An 18,182-nucleotide genomic window follows, 5' to 3' on the forward strand; every position below is an offset into this window, starting at 1 on the left:
CAGTTCGCTCTCAACGCGGTTTCAACGTGCTGAAACCGGGGGCGGAACGGTCCGCGCCGACGTTCGCGGTGGCTTCCCCCTCGCCCCGGATCCGGGGGCTGGAGCGTCCCTCCCTCCCCCGGATCCACGGGCAGGGGTGCGGGTACGGGTCGAGGCGTCTTCCCGCATCCCGCCCCTCGACGATCGCCGCGGCCGGTCCGGCGGCCCGTGTTCCCTGTACCGCACGTGCTGCCCGTACGGCCTGTACCGCACGTGCTGCCCGTGCGGCCTGTGCTGCCTGTCCTGCCTGTGCGGCAGCCGCCGCGGACCGGGAGCGGGGCCGTCGTGTCAGAGCGAGGGGCCGGCGTCGCCCGGCTTGACGCGGCCGCGCCAGGCTCCGGACTCGCTCCCACGCTCCTCGACATACTGCTTGAAGCGCTTCATGTCGCCCTTGACGCGCCGGTCGATCGTGCCGAGCACATCGGCGGCCTTCTCCGCCATCCCGCTCGGCTCGACGTCCATCACGAGCTCCACCCGGGTGTGCGTGTCGTCCAGGCGCTCGAACCGGACCGTGCCCTTCTGTTGGATGTCGCCGCTGGTGGTGCGCCAGGTGATGCGTTCGTCCGCGAGCTGGTCGACGATCTCGGTGTCGAACTCGCGCCGGGTACCGCCGATCTTGGTCGTCCAGTGGTTGTGGCGGTCGTCCAACTGCCTGACCTCCTCCACGCCCTCCATGAACCGGGGGAACTGCTCGAACTGCGTCCACTGGTTGTAGGCGGTACGGACGGGGACCTCCACCTCGACCGTTTCCTTGACCCTGCTCATCTGCGCGTTCCCTTCTCACCGGCGATGCCGGGGCCGTCGGCCACCGGGCGGTCGCCCACCGGACAATCGGCCCGACAGGTGGTCGGGCCCGCGGCGACGAGCACCCGGGGTCCCGCCGGATACGACTGCATCGTCCCGTTCCCCGGATCATGTCCTCGCGTCGAGAGGGTCGGGGAGATCGTCGAGAGGATCGAGGAGTTCGAGGAGGCGGACGGATCACCCCGGCGTGGGGCACCCTCCCGATGCGTAATACTCTCGGTATGACGTCAGGTGTTACACCGCGGAGCGGACCGGTCACCGTACGGCGAGCCGTCGCGAAGGACGCCAAGCGGCTCACGCGGCTCGTGCGTGACTCGCGGGCCTACGAGGGGCGGTACGCGGCCATGGTCGCGGACTACCGGGTCGGGCCCGGCTACATCGAGGCCCACCGCGTTTTCGTGGCCGTCGCCGACGCCGAGCACGAGGGCCGCGTCCTCGGTTTCTACTCGCTGCTCCTCGCCCCGCGGGAACTCGACCTGCTGTTCGTCGCCGACGAGGCGCAGGGCCGCGGCATCGGACGGCTGCTCGTCGCCCACCTGCGGGCCGAGGCGCGCGCCGCCGGGCTCGACCGCGTCCGGGTGGTGGCGCATCCGCCGGCCGAGGGCTTCTACCGGAGCATGGGCGCGGTGCACACCGGAACCGCGCCCGCGAACCCGCCCGCGGTGGGATGGGAGCGCCCCGAGTACGACTTCCTCATCGCGCCGGTACCGCCGACGCCGCCCACGGCTCCGGCGGCCCCTCGAGTCTGAGACAGCGTCCTTCGCGTCGCTGTCGGCTCTCCTGGGCCCCACGCCAGAGCGACCAGTGCAAGGCCTCACCTCACCGGGTGACGTAGGGGTCTTCGGCCGGCGCAAGCCGTACGGAGTCCCAGAAGGCCGGGCACATCCTGCATCTCGCCGAGCGTCCCGCACGCCGCCGCCTCAGCATCGCCCTGGAGAACCTCTCCGTCACCTTCCACGGCATGACCGCACATCCGGACGAGCACAACTGCGAATGTCACTGGGGCAGCTCGGAGGAGCTCGCCCTTCTGAAGACGCCGGGTGTGCAACTGGAGCCGGACCTCCTGCGCCGGACCTGGCAGGCCCCCGACTGGACCGATCACGCGGCCGTGCTGCGCCGCATCCTGCCGCAGTTCGCCACGGCCCTGGTGGCCGGTCGCACGGAAGCCCTGTTCGGACTGGAAGAAGCCGGAGACTCCTTCGCCCGCGGCCGCTGGCAGCAATGGCCCGACGAACAGGCCGCTTCGGTACGCGAGTTCCTGCACGCCTGGTTGGTGGAGAGCCTCACCGGCCCGGATGCGGTCGTGTCGGCGCACCAGGTTTTCGCCATGTGTGCCGAGGCGTCCGGAACGCTCGGCCCCTGGCTTGCCGACTGGGAGGAGCAGACCGGCCACCTCAGCGACCGACGACTTGCCGAGCCGGAGACCGTGGGCGTTCGCCGTCGTTGATGTCAGATGTGGATGTCAGGTCGGCCGGGGCACGATGCTCACCGCACGGTAGTCATACCCGTCTTGCCTGAAGCCCGGGGCCTCCCACGTGAGGTCAACCTGTTGTCCGGGCGACAACGTGCGGAAGCCGGTCGCCTGGATGTCGGAGTAGTGACCGAAGCAGCCGCCGGGGTGTCGGGGGAGTCGAGAACGCCCCACCCCTCCTCGTCGTCCCACTCGCGGACAGTCGCAGTCACCGTGGACGGAACCCCACGGCTTTCTTCGCGTCGGCGGGCTTGGCACCTCAGCTTGGAATGCTGCGGCTCTTTGAGGCCGGGGCGGTCGCCGAGAGGGGCGAACGGCCGGGATGCCGTCCCGTCGGGCCTGGCTGCTTTCACCGTGATTCCCCGCTGCCCCCGTTCGACCTGGTGCGCTCGTGCTGCGGATCGCCGAAGGTGATGAGGCTCTTCGATTTTCCCCACCCGCCGCTCAGGTGCTGGCCGGACATGCTCACTTGGATTCCCCGCGCGGGAACAGGCGATGGGTACACCGATGGCGAGAGCGGAGGTCGCCGCTGAGCAGGTTGGGGAGGAGAGCAGCTACCTATGGCCTACCTGACAAATGATCATCTGGCGGGTTCGTGGGACCAGGAGCGCGGCCAGGCATCGGCCTCGACGCAGAACCGCCGGCTCGCTGGGCACTGAGAGCGAGCCGGTCGGCGGTTGCCCGGCTGTCGACGTATTCGTCTCTGATCGTGCGGAGGTCGTGAGTTCGAGCTCCGACCGGGTGGACGGTCGGCTTGGTGACGCCCCGAGGCCGCCTCGCGGGTTTGAGCCCGGTGCCGCGACCGACGAACCTGGCGAAGAGTCATGTCCTACCGGATCGAGGCGCGGCCAACCGCCCCCGCTACGTCCTACTCCTCCGGCTCCCAGGCGCGGAGCAGGTCGAGCAGCCCTGCGTCTCCGTCAACGTGCAAGGAGTCGGCCGGGATACGGTCGTACAAGTAGAGGACCAACTCACTGGCCGTGCCATGGACGGAGGCGCCGGCTGCGTCCGAGTCCTCGCCGGTCGCGGCCATGGGCGCGGGGATGCGGGTGGAGCGTGCGCCGTCGCCGTCGACCGTGAGGCGCCAGGAGGGGCCCTCGGCGGCGTGGAAGTCGAAGGCCGTGGGCTTGTGCGGCCATGCGCTGGGCGTCGCGACGCAGGTGAACAGGAACTCCTCGACACCGTCGAGGGCGACCTCGGCCGGCAGCGGCTGCGGGGCGCCCGCGGCGAGCTGGGCGTCGTAGGTGTGCACCGCGGTCTCCTGGGCCCGGTGCCGGGCGACTCCGCCGGAGGTCCGCGGCGTCTGCAGGGCACTCCACCACGCCCAGCAGCCGGCGTCCGGTCCTGCCTCGCGCAGAGCTCTCAGCAGAAGCTGCGTCGACGCGGCCAGCCAGGCCAGCAGGGCCTCACGCTCCCGCGGCACTTCCAGAGCGGCGCGCGCAGCGGTGGCCTCGGCCGGGGGAGCGTCGGCAGGCCCCGCGCCGACGATGGCGGCCCAGAAACGGTCTCCCCCACCCAGGTGCTTCACCAGATCGAACAGCGTCCACTCGGGGCAGGTCGGCACCCGTGCGTCGAGACTGGGCGCGGCGGCGACCGCGGCGTGGAAGGCGGTCGACCGTTCATCGATCAGTCGCAGCAGGTCAGGGAACTCAAGACTCTTCTCCACCCCGGATGTCTATCACCGTGCTCCGGTGATCGGACAGCGATTTTCACAGTCGCCGCCGGTTGGCCATCGCGGACGTCGTCCTCGTCTCCCACCGCTCGGGTGACAAGCTGCGCACCGCTGCGAGAACGCCGGTGGTGGCGGTACGCCCGGCGTCGTGCCTGTGGGTGCTCCGGCCTCGCCGCGCGGCCGGGCACCTCGGCGACGTGACGTCCACCCGGTGCGCGCGGTCATGCTGCCGTTCGATGTGATGGACGCGGAGGTCACGACGGCAGGGGGGACCGGTCGGGTCGGGAGTTCATGTCACGCCAGGAGAACCGGCCGGGCCGGGCCCGGCGGGTTCGGCGCCGACAGGGACGGGGTTCGGCCGGGACACCTCAGGCCGCGGCGGACACCAGACCGGTGGCCGGACTTGCGGTCCTGATCCGCAGCGCGCGGACGTCGCGCACCGCGAGGGCGAACGCGACCGGCTCCGGGTGGGGCGGGACCGCCTCACCGGGGGCGACGTGCCGCCGGACCCTGCGGGGACGGGCGACTCCGGCCTTCGATGCACGCGCAACCAGGTGGGGAATCGAGAGCGGGCCTGGCCGTTCTCGCAGATCCTCATCAAGGGACGGTGTCCGGAGACGTCTGTGACTTCATCCTTCGCCGACGGCGGTGCCATCGCTCCGACAGCTCCCCGGTGGCGATCGAAACGACGGCCATCGCGGCGCACGTCGGCCAGCTCTTGAGGTCGTGGATGAGCAGCCCGATGAGGCGGAACGCCACTGTTGTCAGGCCCCACCGGCCAACAGACCAGGCTGCCGCCTCGATCCATCCGCTTCTGCCGTTCACGGGCCAAAGGTAGCTGTCCTGTGGGGCCGACCGGTGTGCGTCTGGACGGTCTTCTGATCCGCAGCTCTCCACAGAGAGCGGTCATCGGAGGTCGTACAAGCTGCCGGGAGGACCGTGAGGGCCGGTGTCGGGCACTGACGGCTGCTGGTATCGCCGTACTCCGTTGCCGTACAGCGACGGCTACCAGTCCCGCCAGTCATCCGTGATCTCGGCGCGGTCGATGCCTCGCCTTGCCGCCAGCGCCGGGACGTCGACGCCGTGCTCCATCAGGCTCTGATCGATGTAGAGGCACAGTTCTTCACGCTCCTCGGTCTCGTAACCGGCGCCGCCGTGTTTCTCGTTGATCTCGTTCAGCGCCAGAACGACGCTTTTGATCACATCGAAGACCTGCTCGTCGTCCTGGTCCCGGAGAGCCTCCACCTCCGACTCGAACGCGTGCAGGGCCTCGTCGGTGGCCGCCAGCAGCGACTCGGGGAAGAGCTCGGACAGGAAAGCATCGCTCGGGGCGCGCGTCCCGACCGTGAGTTCTCTCGCCTCTTCGTCCACGCGCGCACGCCAACGTACTGAAGGTCTGATCGCCATACCCGGACTGTAGGCCCAGCCTCTGACATCCCCGTTGCCGTGCACGATTTCCCACTGTTTCCCACTGTGCTGGTGGGGTGTCGGGCTACGCACGGGGCGCTCACCCACGTTCATGGACGGTCGGCCCGTGTGGCTGATCCGACGCGTGGACTTCTCCGAACGGCCGTGAACGGGGCTGAACGAGACGGAAACCGAGACGGTGGCGCGGAGGCGGCTGCTTCACTCCTCCCCAGGTGGGATGAGGCGATCGACGCTCTCGGCGTCGCCCGCACCGGCCATCGCACCCGGACCGCGGCACATGACCTTTTCATCCCGAAGCGGTGCGAGCGCCTGCGTGACCTGGGGGACCGTCCGCGGGTGTCCATGATGGTGTGCTCCAGCAGGAGCTGATGTCGGTGGCCGGAGCTAGCCTGTCGTGCATCGGGTCGCTCCGAAGCCTCGGAGATGGACGGGCGCCAAGAGCGGGGGGACATGAGCGGGCAAGGAGCGGTGGACCTGATGCGTCTCGCCGACGACGAGGGGAACAGCGTCGTCGTACAGGTGACCGGACGGTACATGCCGGGGGTGCTGACGGGTCATGACACGCTGATTGCGAACGTCCTGGTGACGACCGGGTTCGTCAGTGGGCGACTGAAAGTCTGGCTCTCGCCCGGCGACCTGGCCGAATGGGAAACAGCTCTCGACTCGTCAGCGGCGGGGCAGGACATCAGTTGGATGGGAGGTCGCGCGCCCGAGATCAGAATCCGACTCGACGGAGAGCGTGACTGCCCCGACGTCATCGTCGACGACGTACCGGGTTCCATGGTGACAGTGACCGTGCCCGTGGCCCTCGGAGAGGGCTGGGTGGATGATCAGCGTCGCCGTTTGGACGAGGTTCGCCGACGCTGGCCCCGCGAGGTGGTGGAACCCTCCTTCGGTGTCTACGAGTGGAGTCCGGACCGAAAACGACATCCACGGAATCCTGGTTCTGGTCCGCCTTCGCCGGCTTCGCGCTCATGACCGCTGTCCACGCTGTGAAGGGTGCCCACCTGCTCCGCGCCCCCGCCGCCCACGGCCTGATCCGGAATCCGGCACTGTGCCCGTGGGCGTCGCGCACGGATGCGGGCCGGCCTGCCGAAGCGGAGAAAGCTCGGTTCCCCTGAAACGAGACCGGCGACGAGTCGGGGAGCGTTCTCCGGTGCTTTCGGCCGCCGGTGTCCTCGGCTCATCCTCCCGGCCCCCACTCGTCGAGGCCGGAGTAGATCAACGCGGTGCGAGCCGCGGGGAAGGACAAGCAGTCGGCCTCCCCCGAATAGACCGCCACCAGCGAGTCGGTTCCTCGCCACCAGGTGTCTGCCAGCCCTTTCACCTCTCGCACCGGCTCGTAGCCGTCCAGCGCGATGCCGTCGACGTCGTCGCCGGTGACCTTGGTGATCTGCTTCGCGCACAGGGACGCACGGTGGGCCAGTGCGAGCGATTCCACCCACCCTTCGACGGTGGCGTGCAGGGGTGTCCACCGATGTGAGTGGATGCCGAACTCGTCGGCGGGCCCGATCATGAACGAGTAGGGGACTGCACTCCGCTGGTCCCCTGCCTCGAACGACCACCCTCCGGAGGGCGATCCTTCCGGCGCGTCAGGGTGGAAGTACTTGGGCCCCCGTCGTACTGCGGTCCGGGCGGCAGGACCAGGCCGCCCCATCGCTGCTGGAAGGCGACCATACGGTCGATCACTGCCGCCGGTACGTCCCGCTCGAGCCACCACCGCCTGTGGTCCTCGATCGACCTGGTGCCGACCTTGATGCCGTGCGAACCGACGAAGGACCGGGCCGTCTGCGTCAGCCCGTCAGGAAGGTCGTCGGAGAGGTGGAGATTCACTGAGCGGACGCTACCCGGTACAGCAGGCGGGTACGGCAGAAGTGACGGCCCGGAGCCCGGCCGAACCGTAGAGTCCTCAGAGGGGGGAACATGGCTGATCACGGCTGGTGCGACGACAGTGACCACCACGAAGCAGTCCAGCGGGCCGAACGAGCGACACGGTTCGGCTGGTCCGCGATCGCCTGGACCACGGGAGCGCTCGGCTGTGCGCTGATCGCCCTCACCGGTCTTTGTGCGGTCGCGGTCGTCGCGTGCCTTTCCGTTGTGGTGATGAGCCATTACTGAGGAGCCACCGGGCACGGGTGCGGTCACCGACCGTCCCGGCACTCCCTGAGAGACGAGGACACCGTGCGGACTCCGGTGGCACGCGTGCGGCACGGCCTCGCACACGCCGAAGGGCCTGCCCGGGAGGAAACCACTCCCCGCGGGAGCTGCGGTCGGTTTACAGGTTGTGATCATCGTCGGGCGGGGTGCCCTGTCGGTGCCGTCCCTTACGCTCTGGTCTTGATCAAGCAGCATCAAGCAGTTCGGATGGGGAGGGGATGGAGATGGGCGGAAACGCATGGAGTCGCACGGGCCCGTATCAGCCGGATCCGGCGGCCGCGTTCCGGCAGGCCCAGGAGGAGGAGCTGGCGCGGGACGACCACGGTTTCGAGGGCCGGTCCGTCGAGGAACTGTGGCGCGACCCGGAGTGGCAGGAGTACATCTTCACCGGTGGCACGGGCACCGTGCTGGACTTCCCTCTCATGATCGAGGCCGCGGACACCCACGACGGTCCGTTCATGCGACCGCTGACCGACGCCGAGGTGCGTGCGTGGGCCCCTCACGGCCGGCCCACCTACGAGGAATGGGACGCCGCTCTCGATTCCGAGCGGCTGGACTTCCCGGACCGCGCCCAGGGGAACTGCACCGTCCTCTACCGCGACGGCAGGCCCGCGCACATCGGCTACTGGGGGGTCACCGCCGACTAGGGAAGCCGGTACCGCTGTGCGATGTGGCCCCTGTGCCTGTCCCGGGACCACGGTGACGGGGTCCCGGGCACCTCGCGCAAAGCGGCCCCGGCAGGACGCGAACCTGCGTCACGGCTGCGACGGCCGTGTCCTCACCCTCGCCTACGACACGCCGTCCAGCGGCCGCAGGAAGCGGCGCTCGTACCGCCTGATGCAGCCGGTGCTGCGCGCCAGTTCGAACGCGGCCCGGCACTCCGGGTCCGACATGCTGTCCGTGCGGTACTGCTCGTACGCGGCGAGGCTGGGGAAGGAGAAGAGGGCGTAGGCGATGTCGCTGTCGCCCTCGCTGGGCAGGAAGTAGCCGTGGTGCGTCCCGCCGAAACGGTTGACGAGCCCGACCCACCGGCGGCCGTACTCCTCGAAGTCGTCGAGCTTGTCGGCGTCGATCTCGTACTTCAGATGAATCGTGATCATGGCTGCATCATGGCGTGTTCAGGACGGCTCCGGCGCCGGGCACTGCATGGACGGCGGGCAGAACCACGCGCGCGCCGTGTCGAGCAGTTCGCGTTCGTCCTCGGCTCCGTCGTCCTGTGCGCCGTAGGCGATGAGGGCATAGCGCTCTCCGTCGGCGGCCTCGAAGCGGTGGTCGATGACGTGGTACACGGAGCCGGCGGCGGGTTCACCGCTGAGTTCGTCCGCGGTGTACTCGTGCTCGGCCGCCTCGTTCCCGGACGGATCCGGCACGTACTGCACGTGGATCTCCTGGTACCCGTCGAGTTTGCTCGCCGTCGCCCGGGCCTCGACCACCGAGGCGTGCGGGGAGTCCTCCATGAGCTGGAAGATCTGGATCCTGCGGATGCCGTCGGGAGCGCGGTACTCGACGACGTCGATGCCGTACTGCGACGGGTCGCTGTCGCGGGACCATCCCTCGGGCAGGGCGATACGGAAGCCCTCGGAGTCGTCCAGGGCCTCGTAGCCCGACGGCGGCGACGGCGATTCCGCGACGCCCGGGTCGGCCGTCGTCTCCTCCCCCTCCTCCCCCGCGGCGCCGTCGTCGGTCGCGCCCGGATCGACGGGCGCCTCCTGGGCCGGCGGACGATAGGGTTCCGGCTCGTCCTTCCAGGCCAGGGCCCACGTGCCGAAGGCGACCCCGCACACGGCGAGGACGACCGCCGTGCGCTGGAGGGCGCTCCGCTGGCGCGGCAGGTCGAGGTACTGCTCGACGTGGAAGAGGCGTTCACGTCGTGATCCGCCCCACTCCTGCCGCTCGGTGTCGAACACTCTCATCGCTGCTGTCCTCCCTGCCACGGTGGCGGGTCCGTCGTCGGGTGGGGCCGGCTCGTCAGCCGAGCAGTTGGGCGACACCCTGGACGACGGCGGTGGCCGAGGCGACCGCGCCGACGGCGGCGCCCTGGGACCCGAGCCAACTCCGTACTCCGCCCAGCAGTCGGGTGAGCCGGCCGGTGCCGGCGGTGCCGGCCCCGGCGATCTCGGCCTCGGCCTCGGCGAGTTCGCCGTCGAGCGTCGCGTCCTCGGCGCTGCGGTCCGCCACCGGCGGCAGTGCGCCGCGCAAGTCACGGATGGCGGCCAGGAGTTCGGCGTGCCGGGGATCCGCTCCCGCGCCGGTGGTGTTGTACGACGTGGCCGTGCCGTGGCTGCCGGTGGCGACCGATCCTCCGGTCATCGAGCCGATGCTCACGCTGCCGCCGCTGCTCGGCGGCTGCTCCGGACCGTTGTGTCCGCTGCTCGACATGGGGGCGTCCCCTTTCTCAGGGTTCCTCAGGGCGTGTGGTGCGCTTTTCGGGGCGTGGGGTCGGCGCGTGGTCGGCCCGGCGGGGCCGTGTGCGCGTCTCAGGGGGTGTGGCCGGCGCGGGTCGCCGACGAGGGCGGTGCGCCGGCGTGGTGGGCGGCGCTGCCGTGGCTGCCGGTGGCCACCGCGCCGCCGGACATGTCCTTGATGAAGACGCTGCCGCCGCTGAGCTGGTAGACGTGCTGCTCGAACTCCTCGGTGCGGTAGCCGTGGGCTTTGAGGGCCTCGCGGACTCCGTTGACGATGCGTTCCTGGATCGTCTTCACATAGCGGGTGCTGTCCATCCGCTGGAAGGCCGACAGCCGGTCGGTGCTCACCAGTTCGCGGAGGGAGACGCGCGGCACGTCCGGGAGCGCCTCGCTGTCCTTCCAGCCTGTCGTGAGGGCGTTGGTCAGGGTGGCGAGTCCGCCGATGCCGGTGTCGACCCCGATCGCCGGCGCCTGTCGCAGGGCGCGCAGGGCGGCGCGGATCCAGGTCTCGGGAAGCTTGTCCACGAAGGTGTCGATGGAGCGGAAGTCCTTGCGGACGGGGCTGAGGACGAAGGGGAGCACTTCGAGCATGAGCATGCGGCCCTGGGTGTGCACGCGGACGAGGACGGTGACCACGACCTGTTCGTGCCAGGCCCCGACACGGACGCGCAGGAACACGCGCCGCCCCTCACCCCCCTCGTCGACGGCTTCCCGGAGATGGGCGGCGACCTGGGCGGGGTCGTAGACGGACAGGCCCCGGCCGGTGCCGTGCGGGAGGGCGGCCGGGTCGGGGACGCCGCCGACCTCCAGTTCCTCGTCGCGCGCCACGCCTCCCGGCAGGTAGACGAACCGCTCGACCTCCAGGTCGCGAAGCCGGTCGCGGCCGCTCAGGGCGGCGGACTCGCGCAGCCGGGTCAGCTGCGGTTCGATCAGGGAGAGCGCGGAATCGGCGGTCAGGGGGCCGCTGACCTGGTGGGGCACCGAAGCGCCGTCGGTGCTGTCGGGAGCGGCGTCCGCGATGTCGGCCCCGTCGGTCCCCGGGGCGCGCTTGCGCAGTTCCATCGCGAACGACCAGGGAGTTCCCTGGACACCGAGGCCGACGAACGGGCTGTCGTCGCCGTACAGGGTGAGCGCGGCCTCCTGCTCCCGTCGGACGTCGTCGCGCACCATCTCGTACAGGTGCCCGGCGGGCAGTTCCGGCTGGGTGGCGGTGGGGAAGGTCCAGCGGGCCAGCCGGAGGCACAGGGCCTTGCGCTGCCAGGTCTGGTACCACCAGGCGACGAGCGTCATCGCGAGGGGGAACAGGAGCGGGTACGGCGTCTGGACGTCGCCGCCGAGCACGCCGCGGACGTACCAGAACCAGTAGAAGAGGGCGAACGCCCCGGCTCCCAGGGAGACCAGGGAACCGGCGCCGTCGGCGGCCTTGGCGACCGGGTCCGGTAACCCCGCAGAACGGGCGGCGCTGCCGCCGCCGCCGGCGGTCCGGGCGAACCACAGCGCCAGGCAGACCATCGCGTACAGCACGGACCAGGGCAGCGGCATCCCGCCGGTGAGCCGGTCGTCGCCTTCGAAGAACGCGGCGACCACGTCGCTGAAGCCGACGTCGGCGCCGTCCCCCCAGCGGTCGGAGAGGCTGTCCCAGAACATGATCACGTCGGACAGGAAGAAGCCCGCCCAGGCTCCGAGCATCAGCAGTGCGGCGCGCGCCTCCTGCCGGGTCACCCGCAGGGCGTGGGACAGCACGGGCAGGACGTCGACCCCGTTGGGTGCGGCGACCGGACGCTCGCGGTGATCGAGCAGTTCCTCGATGACGCGTCGGCGGAAGCCCGCGTCCTGGTAGACGCCGACGCACAGCAGGCGGGTGGCCTCCGTACGGCTGTAGCGGTGTTCCGGAAGGCTCACGCCAGACACGTCGCTCCCCCTGATGATCTGTCAATTCCCTGTCGCAGCTTGCCGTCGGGCGGCTCCGGGCACGTCGGCCCGCATCGGCCCCACCGGTCGCTTCGGCCGCCTCGGCACGCGGCCGAACCCCCTGTGGACGAGGCCTGACGGGGTGACGAGCATGGCCGCCGGTCACTCCCGTGTCGAGGGTTGCGACGGCAAAAGTACTGCCGCCGTGATGCGGCTGGGCAGGTTTCACCCGCAGCTGCTCGATGGAGTGAAAGACGGTGAACCAACTGGACGGAACGCCTCGGCGTCGCTACGAGGGAGTCTGGGTGCGAGACCGGCTCTGGGGATCGCGGTGGCAGGTCTGGCCGGCGGGAGGCGCCCCTGTCCAGGGCGAAGTCATGGACCCGCCCCAGCGCTCACGGCGCGGTGCTTTCCCCGATGAGCAGGTCGATGACCGCGCGCATACCGCCCTGTGCGAGGGCGGCCCGTTGCCGGTCGGCACCGGTCCCGTCCTGCAGGAGGCGGTGGAGGAGGGCCGTGACCTGCCGGGTGTCGCCGGCTGCGTCGAGGGCGGGGGCGATGTGCCGCAGCAGCCCGCACAGCACGTCGCCGGCGCGGCGCCGGTCGCCGTTCGGGTCGACCAGGGTGTCGTCGAGCCCGTGCCGGGCGGCGTGCCACATGGCGGCCTGCAGCAGTTCTGGCGCCCGGTCCGGCGGCGGTGCCTGGCCGGCGGTCGCCTCGGCCAGGGCCGTCTCCACCAGAGCCCGGACGATTCCGGCGAGCATGACGGCGTCGTCCGCGTGGAGCTGGACGTCCGCACAGCGCACCTCGACCGTGGGATAGCGCTCCGAGAGGCGGGCCTGCCAGTACACCTGCCCGGTGTCCGAGATCAGACCGCTCTCCCTCAGGCGCTGCAACCGGCGGTCGTAGTCCGCCGCGTCGCGGAACGAGGGGGTGACGCCGGTGACCGGCCAGCGGCTGAAGATCACCGTGCGCCAGCTGGCGAACCCGGTGTCGTGGCCGTCCCACAGCGGGGAGTTGGCCGACATCGCCGTCAGCACCGGCAGCCAGACCCGGATCCGGTTCAGCACCTGCACGCCCGCCTCCCGGCTGGGCACGGCGACGTGTATGTGCATGCCGTTGACCAGCTGCTCGGCCACCAGCTGAGGTGCCTGCACCATCATGGCGCGGTAACGCGCCTCGTCGGTGACGCCCACGGGCCGGCCGTCCCGCAGCGGGGGTGTCGCCGCGGCCACCATCCGGCAGCCGTGCTCCTCGGCGGCCGCGCCGACCGCGTGCCGCAGCCGCAGCAGATGCCCGCCGACCTCCTCCAGCGTGCCGCACACGGGAGTCGCCACCTCGACCTGGACCTGGAGCAGTTCGGGCTGCAGCTCCTTACCGTGCGCGAGGTCGGCCAGGTCCGCCGTCAGACGCACCTTCTCCGAGTACGGCACCGGAAGGCCCACGACGGGGTCAACCAGCAGGTATTCCTCTTCCACGCCGATCGTCGTCATCGACCGCCCTCTGTTCCCCTGAGGTCACTGCCGTGGCCGGGCTCGCGACGCGCTCACACTCGTCCGACGGTGTCGATCGCCCGGGAACGAGACACGGATCCGGTCCGCCTGCGAGCGCCGCGACCGCTTCCACACTAACCCGGCGCATGTGCCGACGAGAGCTTGAGCGAGGTGAGCACATCGCTTCCGCGGCGGGCTTCGCGGGCCGGGCGCGGTCCCGGGGGTGGGCCGCCGTCCGGACCGTTCCGGGGCCGGGCCCGCCCGGTGGCAGCGGGGCCACCGGCCCACCGGAGCCGTCCGGCGGGCCCCGGCCGGGGCGTCACCGGCGAGACCGAGGCCGGTCACGGTCCCTTCCGGCGCGGAGGCGAGCCACCGGTGCACGGCCGGCGCACCCCGGGCGCCCGGCGGCGGGGTCACCTCGCAAGGTGGCGCTCGATCCAGTCGGCCGCGGCCCGGCGGTAGATCCGCCGGCTGTCCGCGCGCAGGAAGTCGTGGCCCTCGTTGCGCAGTGTCAGCAGTTCGGCCGCCACGCCGCGTTCGCGGGCCGCGCGCACGAACTGTTCGGATTCGCCGGGCGGCACGTTGGTGTCGTGTTCGCCGTGCACGGCGAGGACCGGCACCCGCAGCGCGTCGATTCCGGTCATCGGGGACAGCGCGCGGAGCAGTTCGCGGTCGTGTTCCGGGTGGCCGTACTTGTGTGCCGCCGATTCCGCGATCCACGGCTCGGTACCGGCGTAGAAGGTCGCGAAGTCGGACATCCCGCAGGCCGCGACGCCGGTGCGGAAGAGGTCCGGGTGCCGCACCAGGGAGGCCATCACCAGGTAGCCGCCGTACGAGCGTCCCATCACGGCCAGCCGCCGGGGGTCGGCGAGACGGGCCACCACGGCGTGGGCGGCGCAGTCGGCCACGTCCTGGATCGCGGCGAAGCGTCCGGTGCCGAGGTCGGCGTCGACGAACGACCGGCCGTGGCCCGAGGAGCCGCGCACGTCGGGAGCGAAGACGTCCAGGCCCCGGCCCAGCAGCTCGTGGTAGAGCGGGTTGAACACCGGCCTCTCCTGCTCCTCCGGTCCGCCGTGGAGGTGGATCACGCAGGGCGCCGGATCTCCTGGCCCCCGGCCGGGCGCGCGGTAGTACCAGCCGCTCAGCGGCAGTCCGTCGCGTGCCGTCAGCCGCACCGGTACGGGACGTACGGGGGGACGGCCGGGCGGGACGGCGTCCTCGTCCCGGGACGACCACGGGGTACGCAGCGCGGCGCCGTCGGAGAGCCACCACACGCCGGGGCGGCGCTGTGATCCGGCCAGTGCCAGCACCGGTCCCGCCCGGTTCTCGGCCGGCGCGATGCGCGTCACCACCTCGTGCGGCAGCGGCACCGCCCGCGGCGGGCCCGCCAGGGCTTCCCCGGTGCCCCCGGCCGGTGTGAGGGCGAGGATCTCCAGCTCACTCGCGCCGCGCGCGTTCCAGGCCAGGGCCGCGGTGTGCCCGTCACGGCCGAAGGCCAGCAGTTCCAGTCCGCAGTCCGCGCGCTCGGCGGCCACGACCAGTGCCCGCCTTTCCCCCTCGGGAGAGAGGCGGACGGCGAACAGTGCGGCGAACTCGCGTGCCGCGTCGCTGCGCAGCCACAGCGTCCTGCCGTCCGGCGAGAAACGGCCGATCCACGGATCACCGTCGGCGACCGGCAGCGCGTAGGTGGTCCGCAGGTCGGCGGTGCGGACCACGAGGGCTTCGCGTCGGCCGCGGGGGCCGCGCCGTACCAGTGCCAGCCGTCCGTCCTGGCTGATGTCGCAGACGCGCAGCGTGGCGGCGGCGCGCTCGACCGCCAGCAGGACGGGGGCAGCGACCCCCTCGGGGTCGACGAGGTAGGCGGCCAGTCCCCCGCCGCCCGCCCCGTCCGGACCGCCCGCGCCGTGCGGGCCGGGGGCTCCCGCGCCACGGCCCGTCGCGACGCCGTCGAGCTCGGCGTCCGTACGCACCGACGCGACGGGTACGGCGTCCGGGGCGCGGGAGGGTACGGTCCGGGGGGTCTCGTGCCGCGGCGGCCCGGAGGGCACGTCCTGTGGCTGCGGGCCCCGGGCGCTGTCGCCCTCGTCCCTTTCCCCGGGGTGGGCGGCGGGACCGGCCTCCGAGTGGTGCGGGCTGCCCAGCAGGACGGCCCGGCCGTCTCGGGAGGCCCAGCCGGCGGCCCGCGGGGCGGTGTAGGTGCCGGGGTCGGCGAGGCCCTCGCGAGCGGGTCCCTCCTCCGGGTCGCCCGCGCGCCGCGCGGCGACCGGCTCGGCGACGGTGACGGCCAGCGCCGAGCCGTCGTGCTGCCAGCAGCCGAGGTGCGCCGAGCTGCCCGGCTCGGCACCGGCGAGAATGCGCCGCCCGGTCCCGTCGGGGCGTACGCACAGCACGCGGGTGTGTTCGCCGCCGCCGGGTGCCGTGGTGTAGGCGATCCAGCGGCCGTCCGGCGACCAGGCCACTTCCTTGACCGGGTGGGGGTCGGAGTCGAGCAGGTGCACCTCGTGTCCGTCGACCGGTCCCGTCCACAGCTGCGGCACGCCGCCCCGGTCGCAGATGAACGCGACGAACCTGCCGCTCGGGTCGACCGAGGGGTACCAGCAGCCGTGGGACGTCAGCCACCGGGGGGTGTCCCGCGGCCCGGCGGTGTCGGGCAGGGGCACGAGCACCGGACTCGTGGAGGCCGGTACGGGACTCGTGGAGGCCGGTACGGGACCCGTGGAAGCCGGTACGGGACCCGTGGAAGCCGGTACCGGGCCCGTAGAAGCCGGTACCGGGCCGGCGTCGGCCGGGCCGGTGCGGCCGCCGGTCGTCGCGGTGCCCGCCCGGGGCGCCGGGCCACCGTGGCGGGACAGCCGTGGCATCCCCCCGGCGGGATCCGTGCCGTCGGAGGTGCCGGGGGGCGGGCTCCCGTGCGGGTGCGGTCGGGCTCCCGTCATCGGGGGCGGGGGAGGCGAACCCGGTGCGCCGGTCATGTGATTCCGTGCGTCTGCAGCCATATCTCCAGCAGAGCCACCTGCCACAGCGCGTTCGCCCCGCGCCTGGTCCGGTGATCGTCGGGAGCCGACAGGAGCCTGTTCAGGTACGCGTCCTGGAAGACACCCCGTGACCTGGCCGCGGGGGCGGCCAGCGCCTCGCGGACCCGCTCCAGGACGGGACCCGCCATGTGCTTGACGGCCGGGACCGGGAAGTAGCCCTTGGGCCGGTCGACGACCTCCGCGGGCAGGACCTCGCGGCCGGCGGCCTTGAGTACCCCCTTGCCGCCGTCGGCGAGTTTCAGCTCCGGCGGGCAGGCGGCGGCGAGTTCCACCAGCTCGTGGTCGAGGAAGGGGACCCTGGCCTCCAGCCCCCAGTCCATGGTCATGTTGTCGACCCGCTTGACCGGGTCGTCGACCAGCATCACGTGGGTGTCGAGCCGCAGCGCCGCGTCGAGGGCGGTCTCGGCGCCGGGCTCCGCCATGTGCTCGGCCACGAAGCGGTGGGACACGTCGTGATCGGGCAGCAGATGCGGCTGGAGGACGCCGGCGAGGTCGGTGTGCGACCGGTCGAAGTACGTGTCGGCGTACCTCTCGGGTTCATGCTGCCTCGGGACCGCGGCCAGGTCCGGGTACCAGTGGTAGCCGGCGAAGACCTCGTCCGCGCCCTGACCGCTCTGGACGACCTTCACCTCCTTCGCCACCTGCTCCGACAGCAGGTGGAAGGCCACCACGTCGTGGCTGGTCATCGGCTCGCTCATCGCCTCGATCGCCGCGTCCAGCGCGGTCGACACACGGTCCGAGGGCACCATCAGCTGGTGGTGGTCCGTCCCGAAGTGCCGGGCGACCAGGTCCGAGTACGGGAACTCGTCGCCCTCCTCGCCGCCCTCCGACTCGAAGCCCACGCTGAACGTCGCGAGGTCGCGCTGTCCCTCGTCGGCCAGCAGCGCCACGATCAGGCTGGAGTCGAGGCCGCCCGACAGGAGAACGCCCACGGGCACGTCGGCGACCATCCGACGCCGCACCGCGGTGCGCAGCGCGTCGAGCACCGCGTCCCGCCAGTCGTCCGGGCCCAGGTGCGCGTACTCGTCCCGGCGAGTGTACGACGGCTGCCAGTAGCGGATGTCGCGGTGGCGGCCGTCGGGCTCCACGACGCGCACGGTGGCCGGGGGCAGCTTGCGCACGCCCGCGAGGACGGTGCGGGGTGCGGCCACCGTGGCGTGCCAGCTCATGTACTGGTGCAGCGCGACGGGGTCGAGCGAGGTGTCGACGCCGCCCCCGGCGAGGAGCGCCGGCAGCGAGGACGCGAAGCGCAGCCGCCCCGGATCCTGGGTGAGGTAGAGCGGCTTGATGCCCAGCCGGTCACGTACCAGGACGACCCGTCCGGTGGCCTGTTCGACGATGACGAAGGCGAACATGCCGTACAGGCGGTCGACGCAGGCGGTGCCCCACTGCTGGTACGCCTTGAGCACCACCTCGGTGTCGGAGCCGGAGAAGAAGCTGTGGCCGAGACCGCGCAGTTCGTCACGCAGTTCCCGGTAGTTGTAGATACAGCCGTTGAAGACACCGGCGATCCGCGCCGCGGGGTCGGTCATCGGCTGGGCCCCGCACTCCGACAGGTCGATGATCTTCAACCGGCGGTGGCCCAGGGCGACCGGGCCCTGCGACCACAGCCCCCTGCCGTCCGGTCCCCGGGCGGCCAGCCGGTCGGTCATGCGCTCGACCGCCGCCAGGTCGGGTCGTCCGCCGTCGAAGCGGACCTCTCCGCTGAGGCCGCACATCAGATCCCACCCCCTCGCGGGGCGCCGTCGGCCCGGCGCGACGTGGTCG

Annotated in this window: 16 protein-coding genes and 1 pseudogene; 5 read left to right on the plus strand and 12 right to left on the minus strand. The window is 71.7% G+C overall.

Annotation, left to right across the window (positions count from 1 at the left end; translation table 11 throughout):
• Positions 1 to 327 precede the first annotated feature (327 nt).
• Entirely contained in the window at positions 328 to 804 is a 477-nt protein-coding gene (locus tag AB0N31_RS13985; RefSeq protein ID WP_366058597.1) for an SRPBCC family protein, read from the minus strand.
• A gap of 260 nt (positions 805 to 1,064) precedes the next feature.
• Between AB0N31_RS13985 and AB0N31_RS13990 the strand changes: the two genes are divergently transcribed.
• Both AB0N31_RS13990 and AB0N31_RS13995 read left to right on the plus strand, forming a co-directional pair.
• Entirely contained in the window at positions 1,065 to 1,592 is a 528-nt protein-coding gene (locus tag AB0N31_RS13990) for a GNAT family N-acetyltransferase (protein WP_366058598.1), read from the plus strand.
• Between the two features lie 212 nt (positions 1,593 to 1,804).
• Positions 1,805 to 2,290, plus strand: coding sequence for a hypothetical protein (locus AB0N31_RS13995; RefSeq protein ID WP_366058599.1), 486 nt, complete (start codon positions 1,805 to 1,807; stop codon positions 2,288 to 2,290).
• 15 nt (positions 2,291 to 2,305) lie between these two features.
• On the opposite strand, the pseudogene AB0N31_RS14000 reads toward AB0N31_RS13995, so the two are convergent.
• The 3 genes and pseudogenes from AB0N31_RS14000 to AB0N31_RS14010 all read right to left on the minus strand — a co-directional run bounded on the left by AB0N31_RS14000 (position 2,306) and on the right by AB0N31_RS14010 (position 5,393).
• A pseudogene (locus tag AB0N31_RS14000) lies at positions 2,306 to 2,526 on the minus strand (cold shock domain-containing protein).
• Between the two features lie 656 nt (positions 2,527 to 3,182).
• Positions 3,183 to 3,980, minus strand: a complete 798-nt coding sequence (locus tag AB0N31_RS14005) for a maleylpyruvate isomerase family mycothiol-dependent enzyme (RefSeq protein ID WP_366058600.1) — start codon at positions 3,978 to 3,980, stop codon at positions 3,183 to 3,185.
• Positions 3,981 to 4,991: 1,011 nt separating this feature from the next.
• On the minus strand, positions 4,992 to 5,393 hold the full coding sequence (locus AB0N31_RS14010) for a hypothetical protein (RefSeq protein ID WP_366058601.1): 402 nt from the start codon (positions 5,391 to 5,393) through the stop codon (positions 4,992 to 4,994).
• Positions 5,394 to 5,891: 498 nt separating this feature from the next.
• Between AB0N31_RS14010 and AB0N31_RS14015 the strand changes: the two genes are divergently transcribed.
• Positions 5,892 to 6,392 (plus strand): DUF5959 family protein, encoded by a 501-nt coding sequence (locus AB0N31_RS14015; RefSeq protein ID WP_366058602.1) that lies wholly within the window; start codon positions 5,892 to 5,894, stop codon positions 6,390 to 6,392.
• Between the two features lie 205 nt (positions 6,393 to 6,597).
• On the opposite strand, the gene AB0N31_RS14020 is transcribed toward AB0N31_RS14015, so the two are convergent.
• Entirely contained in the window at positions 6,598 to 6,930 is a 333-nt protein-coding gene (locus tag AB0N31_RS14020) for a hypothetical protein (protein WP_366058604.1), read from the minus strand.
• A 407-nt stretch (positions 6,931 to 7,337) separates the two neighbouring features.
• Here AB0N31_RS14020 and AB0N31_RS14025 point away from each other — a divergent pair, with 407 nt between their 5' ends.
• Positions 7,338 to 7,532 carry a hypothetical protein gene (locus tag AB0N31_RS14025; protein ID WP_366058605.1) on the plus strand — a complete coding sequence of 65 codons (195 nt, stop codon included), beginning with the start codon at positions 7,338 to 7,340 and terminating at the stop codon, positions 7,530 to 7,532.
• A 263-nt stretch (positions 7,533 to 7,795) separates the two neighbouring features.
• Positions 7,796 to 8,218, plus strand: coding sequence for a hypothetical protein (locus tag AB0N31_RS14030; RefSeq protein WP_366058606.1), 423 nt, complete (start codon positions 7,796 to 7,798; stop codon positions 8,216 to 8,218).
• Between the two features lie 141 nt (positions 8,219 to 8,359).
• Here the strand turns inward: AB0N31_RS14030 and AB0N31_RS14035 are convergent, their stop codons facing one another.
• The 7 genes from AB0N31_RS14035 to AB0N31_RS14065 form a co-directional block, all read right to left on the minus strand.
• Complete coding sequence (locus AB0N31_RS14035; protein ID WP_366058607.1) at positions 8,360 to 8,671, minus strand: NIPSNAP family protein; 312 nt, start codon at positions 8,669 to 8,671, stop codon at positions 8,360 to 8,362.
• Between the two features lie 18 nt (positions 8,672 to 8,689).
• Positions 8,690 to 9,484, minus strand: a complete 795-nt coding sequence (locus AB0N31_RS14040) for a hypothetical protein (protein ID WP_366058608.1) — start codon at positions 9,482 to 9,484, stop codon at positions 8,690 to 8,692.
• Between the two features lie 55 nt (positions 9,485 to 9,539).
• Positions 9,540 to 9,950 carry a hypothetical protein gene (locus AB0N31_RS14045; protein ID WP_366058609.1) on the minus strand — a complete coding sequence of 137 codons (411 nt, stop codon included), beginning with the start codon at positions 9,948 to 9,950 and terminating at the stop codon, positions 9,540 to 9,542.
• A gap of 98 nt (positions 9,951 to 10,048) precedes the next feature.
• Positions 10,049 to 11,878 (minus strand): hypothetical protein, encoded by a 1,830-nt coding sequence (locus AB0N31_RS14050; RefSeq protein WP_366058610.1) that lies wholly within the window; start codon positions 11,876 to 11,878, stop codon positions 10,049 to 10,051.
• A gap of 404 nt (positions 11,879 to 12,282) precedes the next feature.
• Positions 12,283 to 13,380, minus strand: a complete 1,098-nt coding sequence (locus AB0N31_RS14055; protein ID WP_366058611.1) for a glutamate--cysteine ligase — start codon at positions 13,378 to 13,380, stop codon at positions 12,283 to 12,285.
• Positions 13,381 to 13,793: 413 nt separating this feature from the next.
• Positions 13,794 to 16,046 carry an alpha/beta fold hydrolase gene (locus AB0N31_RS14060; protein ID WP_366058612.1) on the minus strand — a complete coding sequence of 751 codons (2,253 nt, stop codon included), beginning with the start codon at positions 16,044 to 16,046 and terminating at the stop codon, positions 13,794 to 13,796.
• Between the two features lie 302 nt (positions 16,047 to 16,348).
• Positions 16,349 to 18,133: an N-acetylglutaminylglutamine amidotransferase gene (locus tag AB0N31_RS14065; protein WP_366058613.1), complete on the minus strand. Its 1,785-nt coding sequence runs from the start codon at positions 18,131 to 18,133 to the stop codon at positions 16,349 to 16,351.
• Between the last annotated feature and the right edge of the window lie 49 nt (positions 18,134 to 18,182).

This window comes from Streptomyces sp. NPDC051051 (genome assembly GCF_040682975.1).
Classification (GTDB): Bacteria; Actinomycetota; Actinomycetes; order Streptomycetales; family Streptomycetaceae; genus Streptomyces.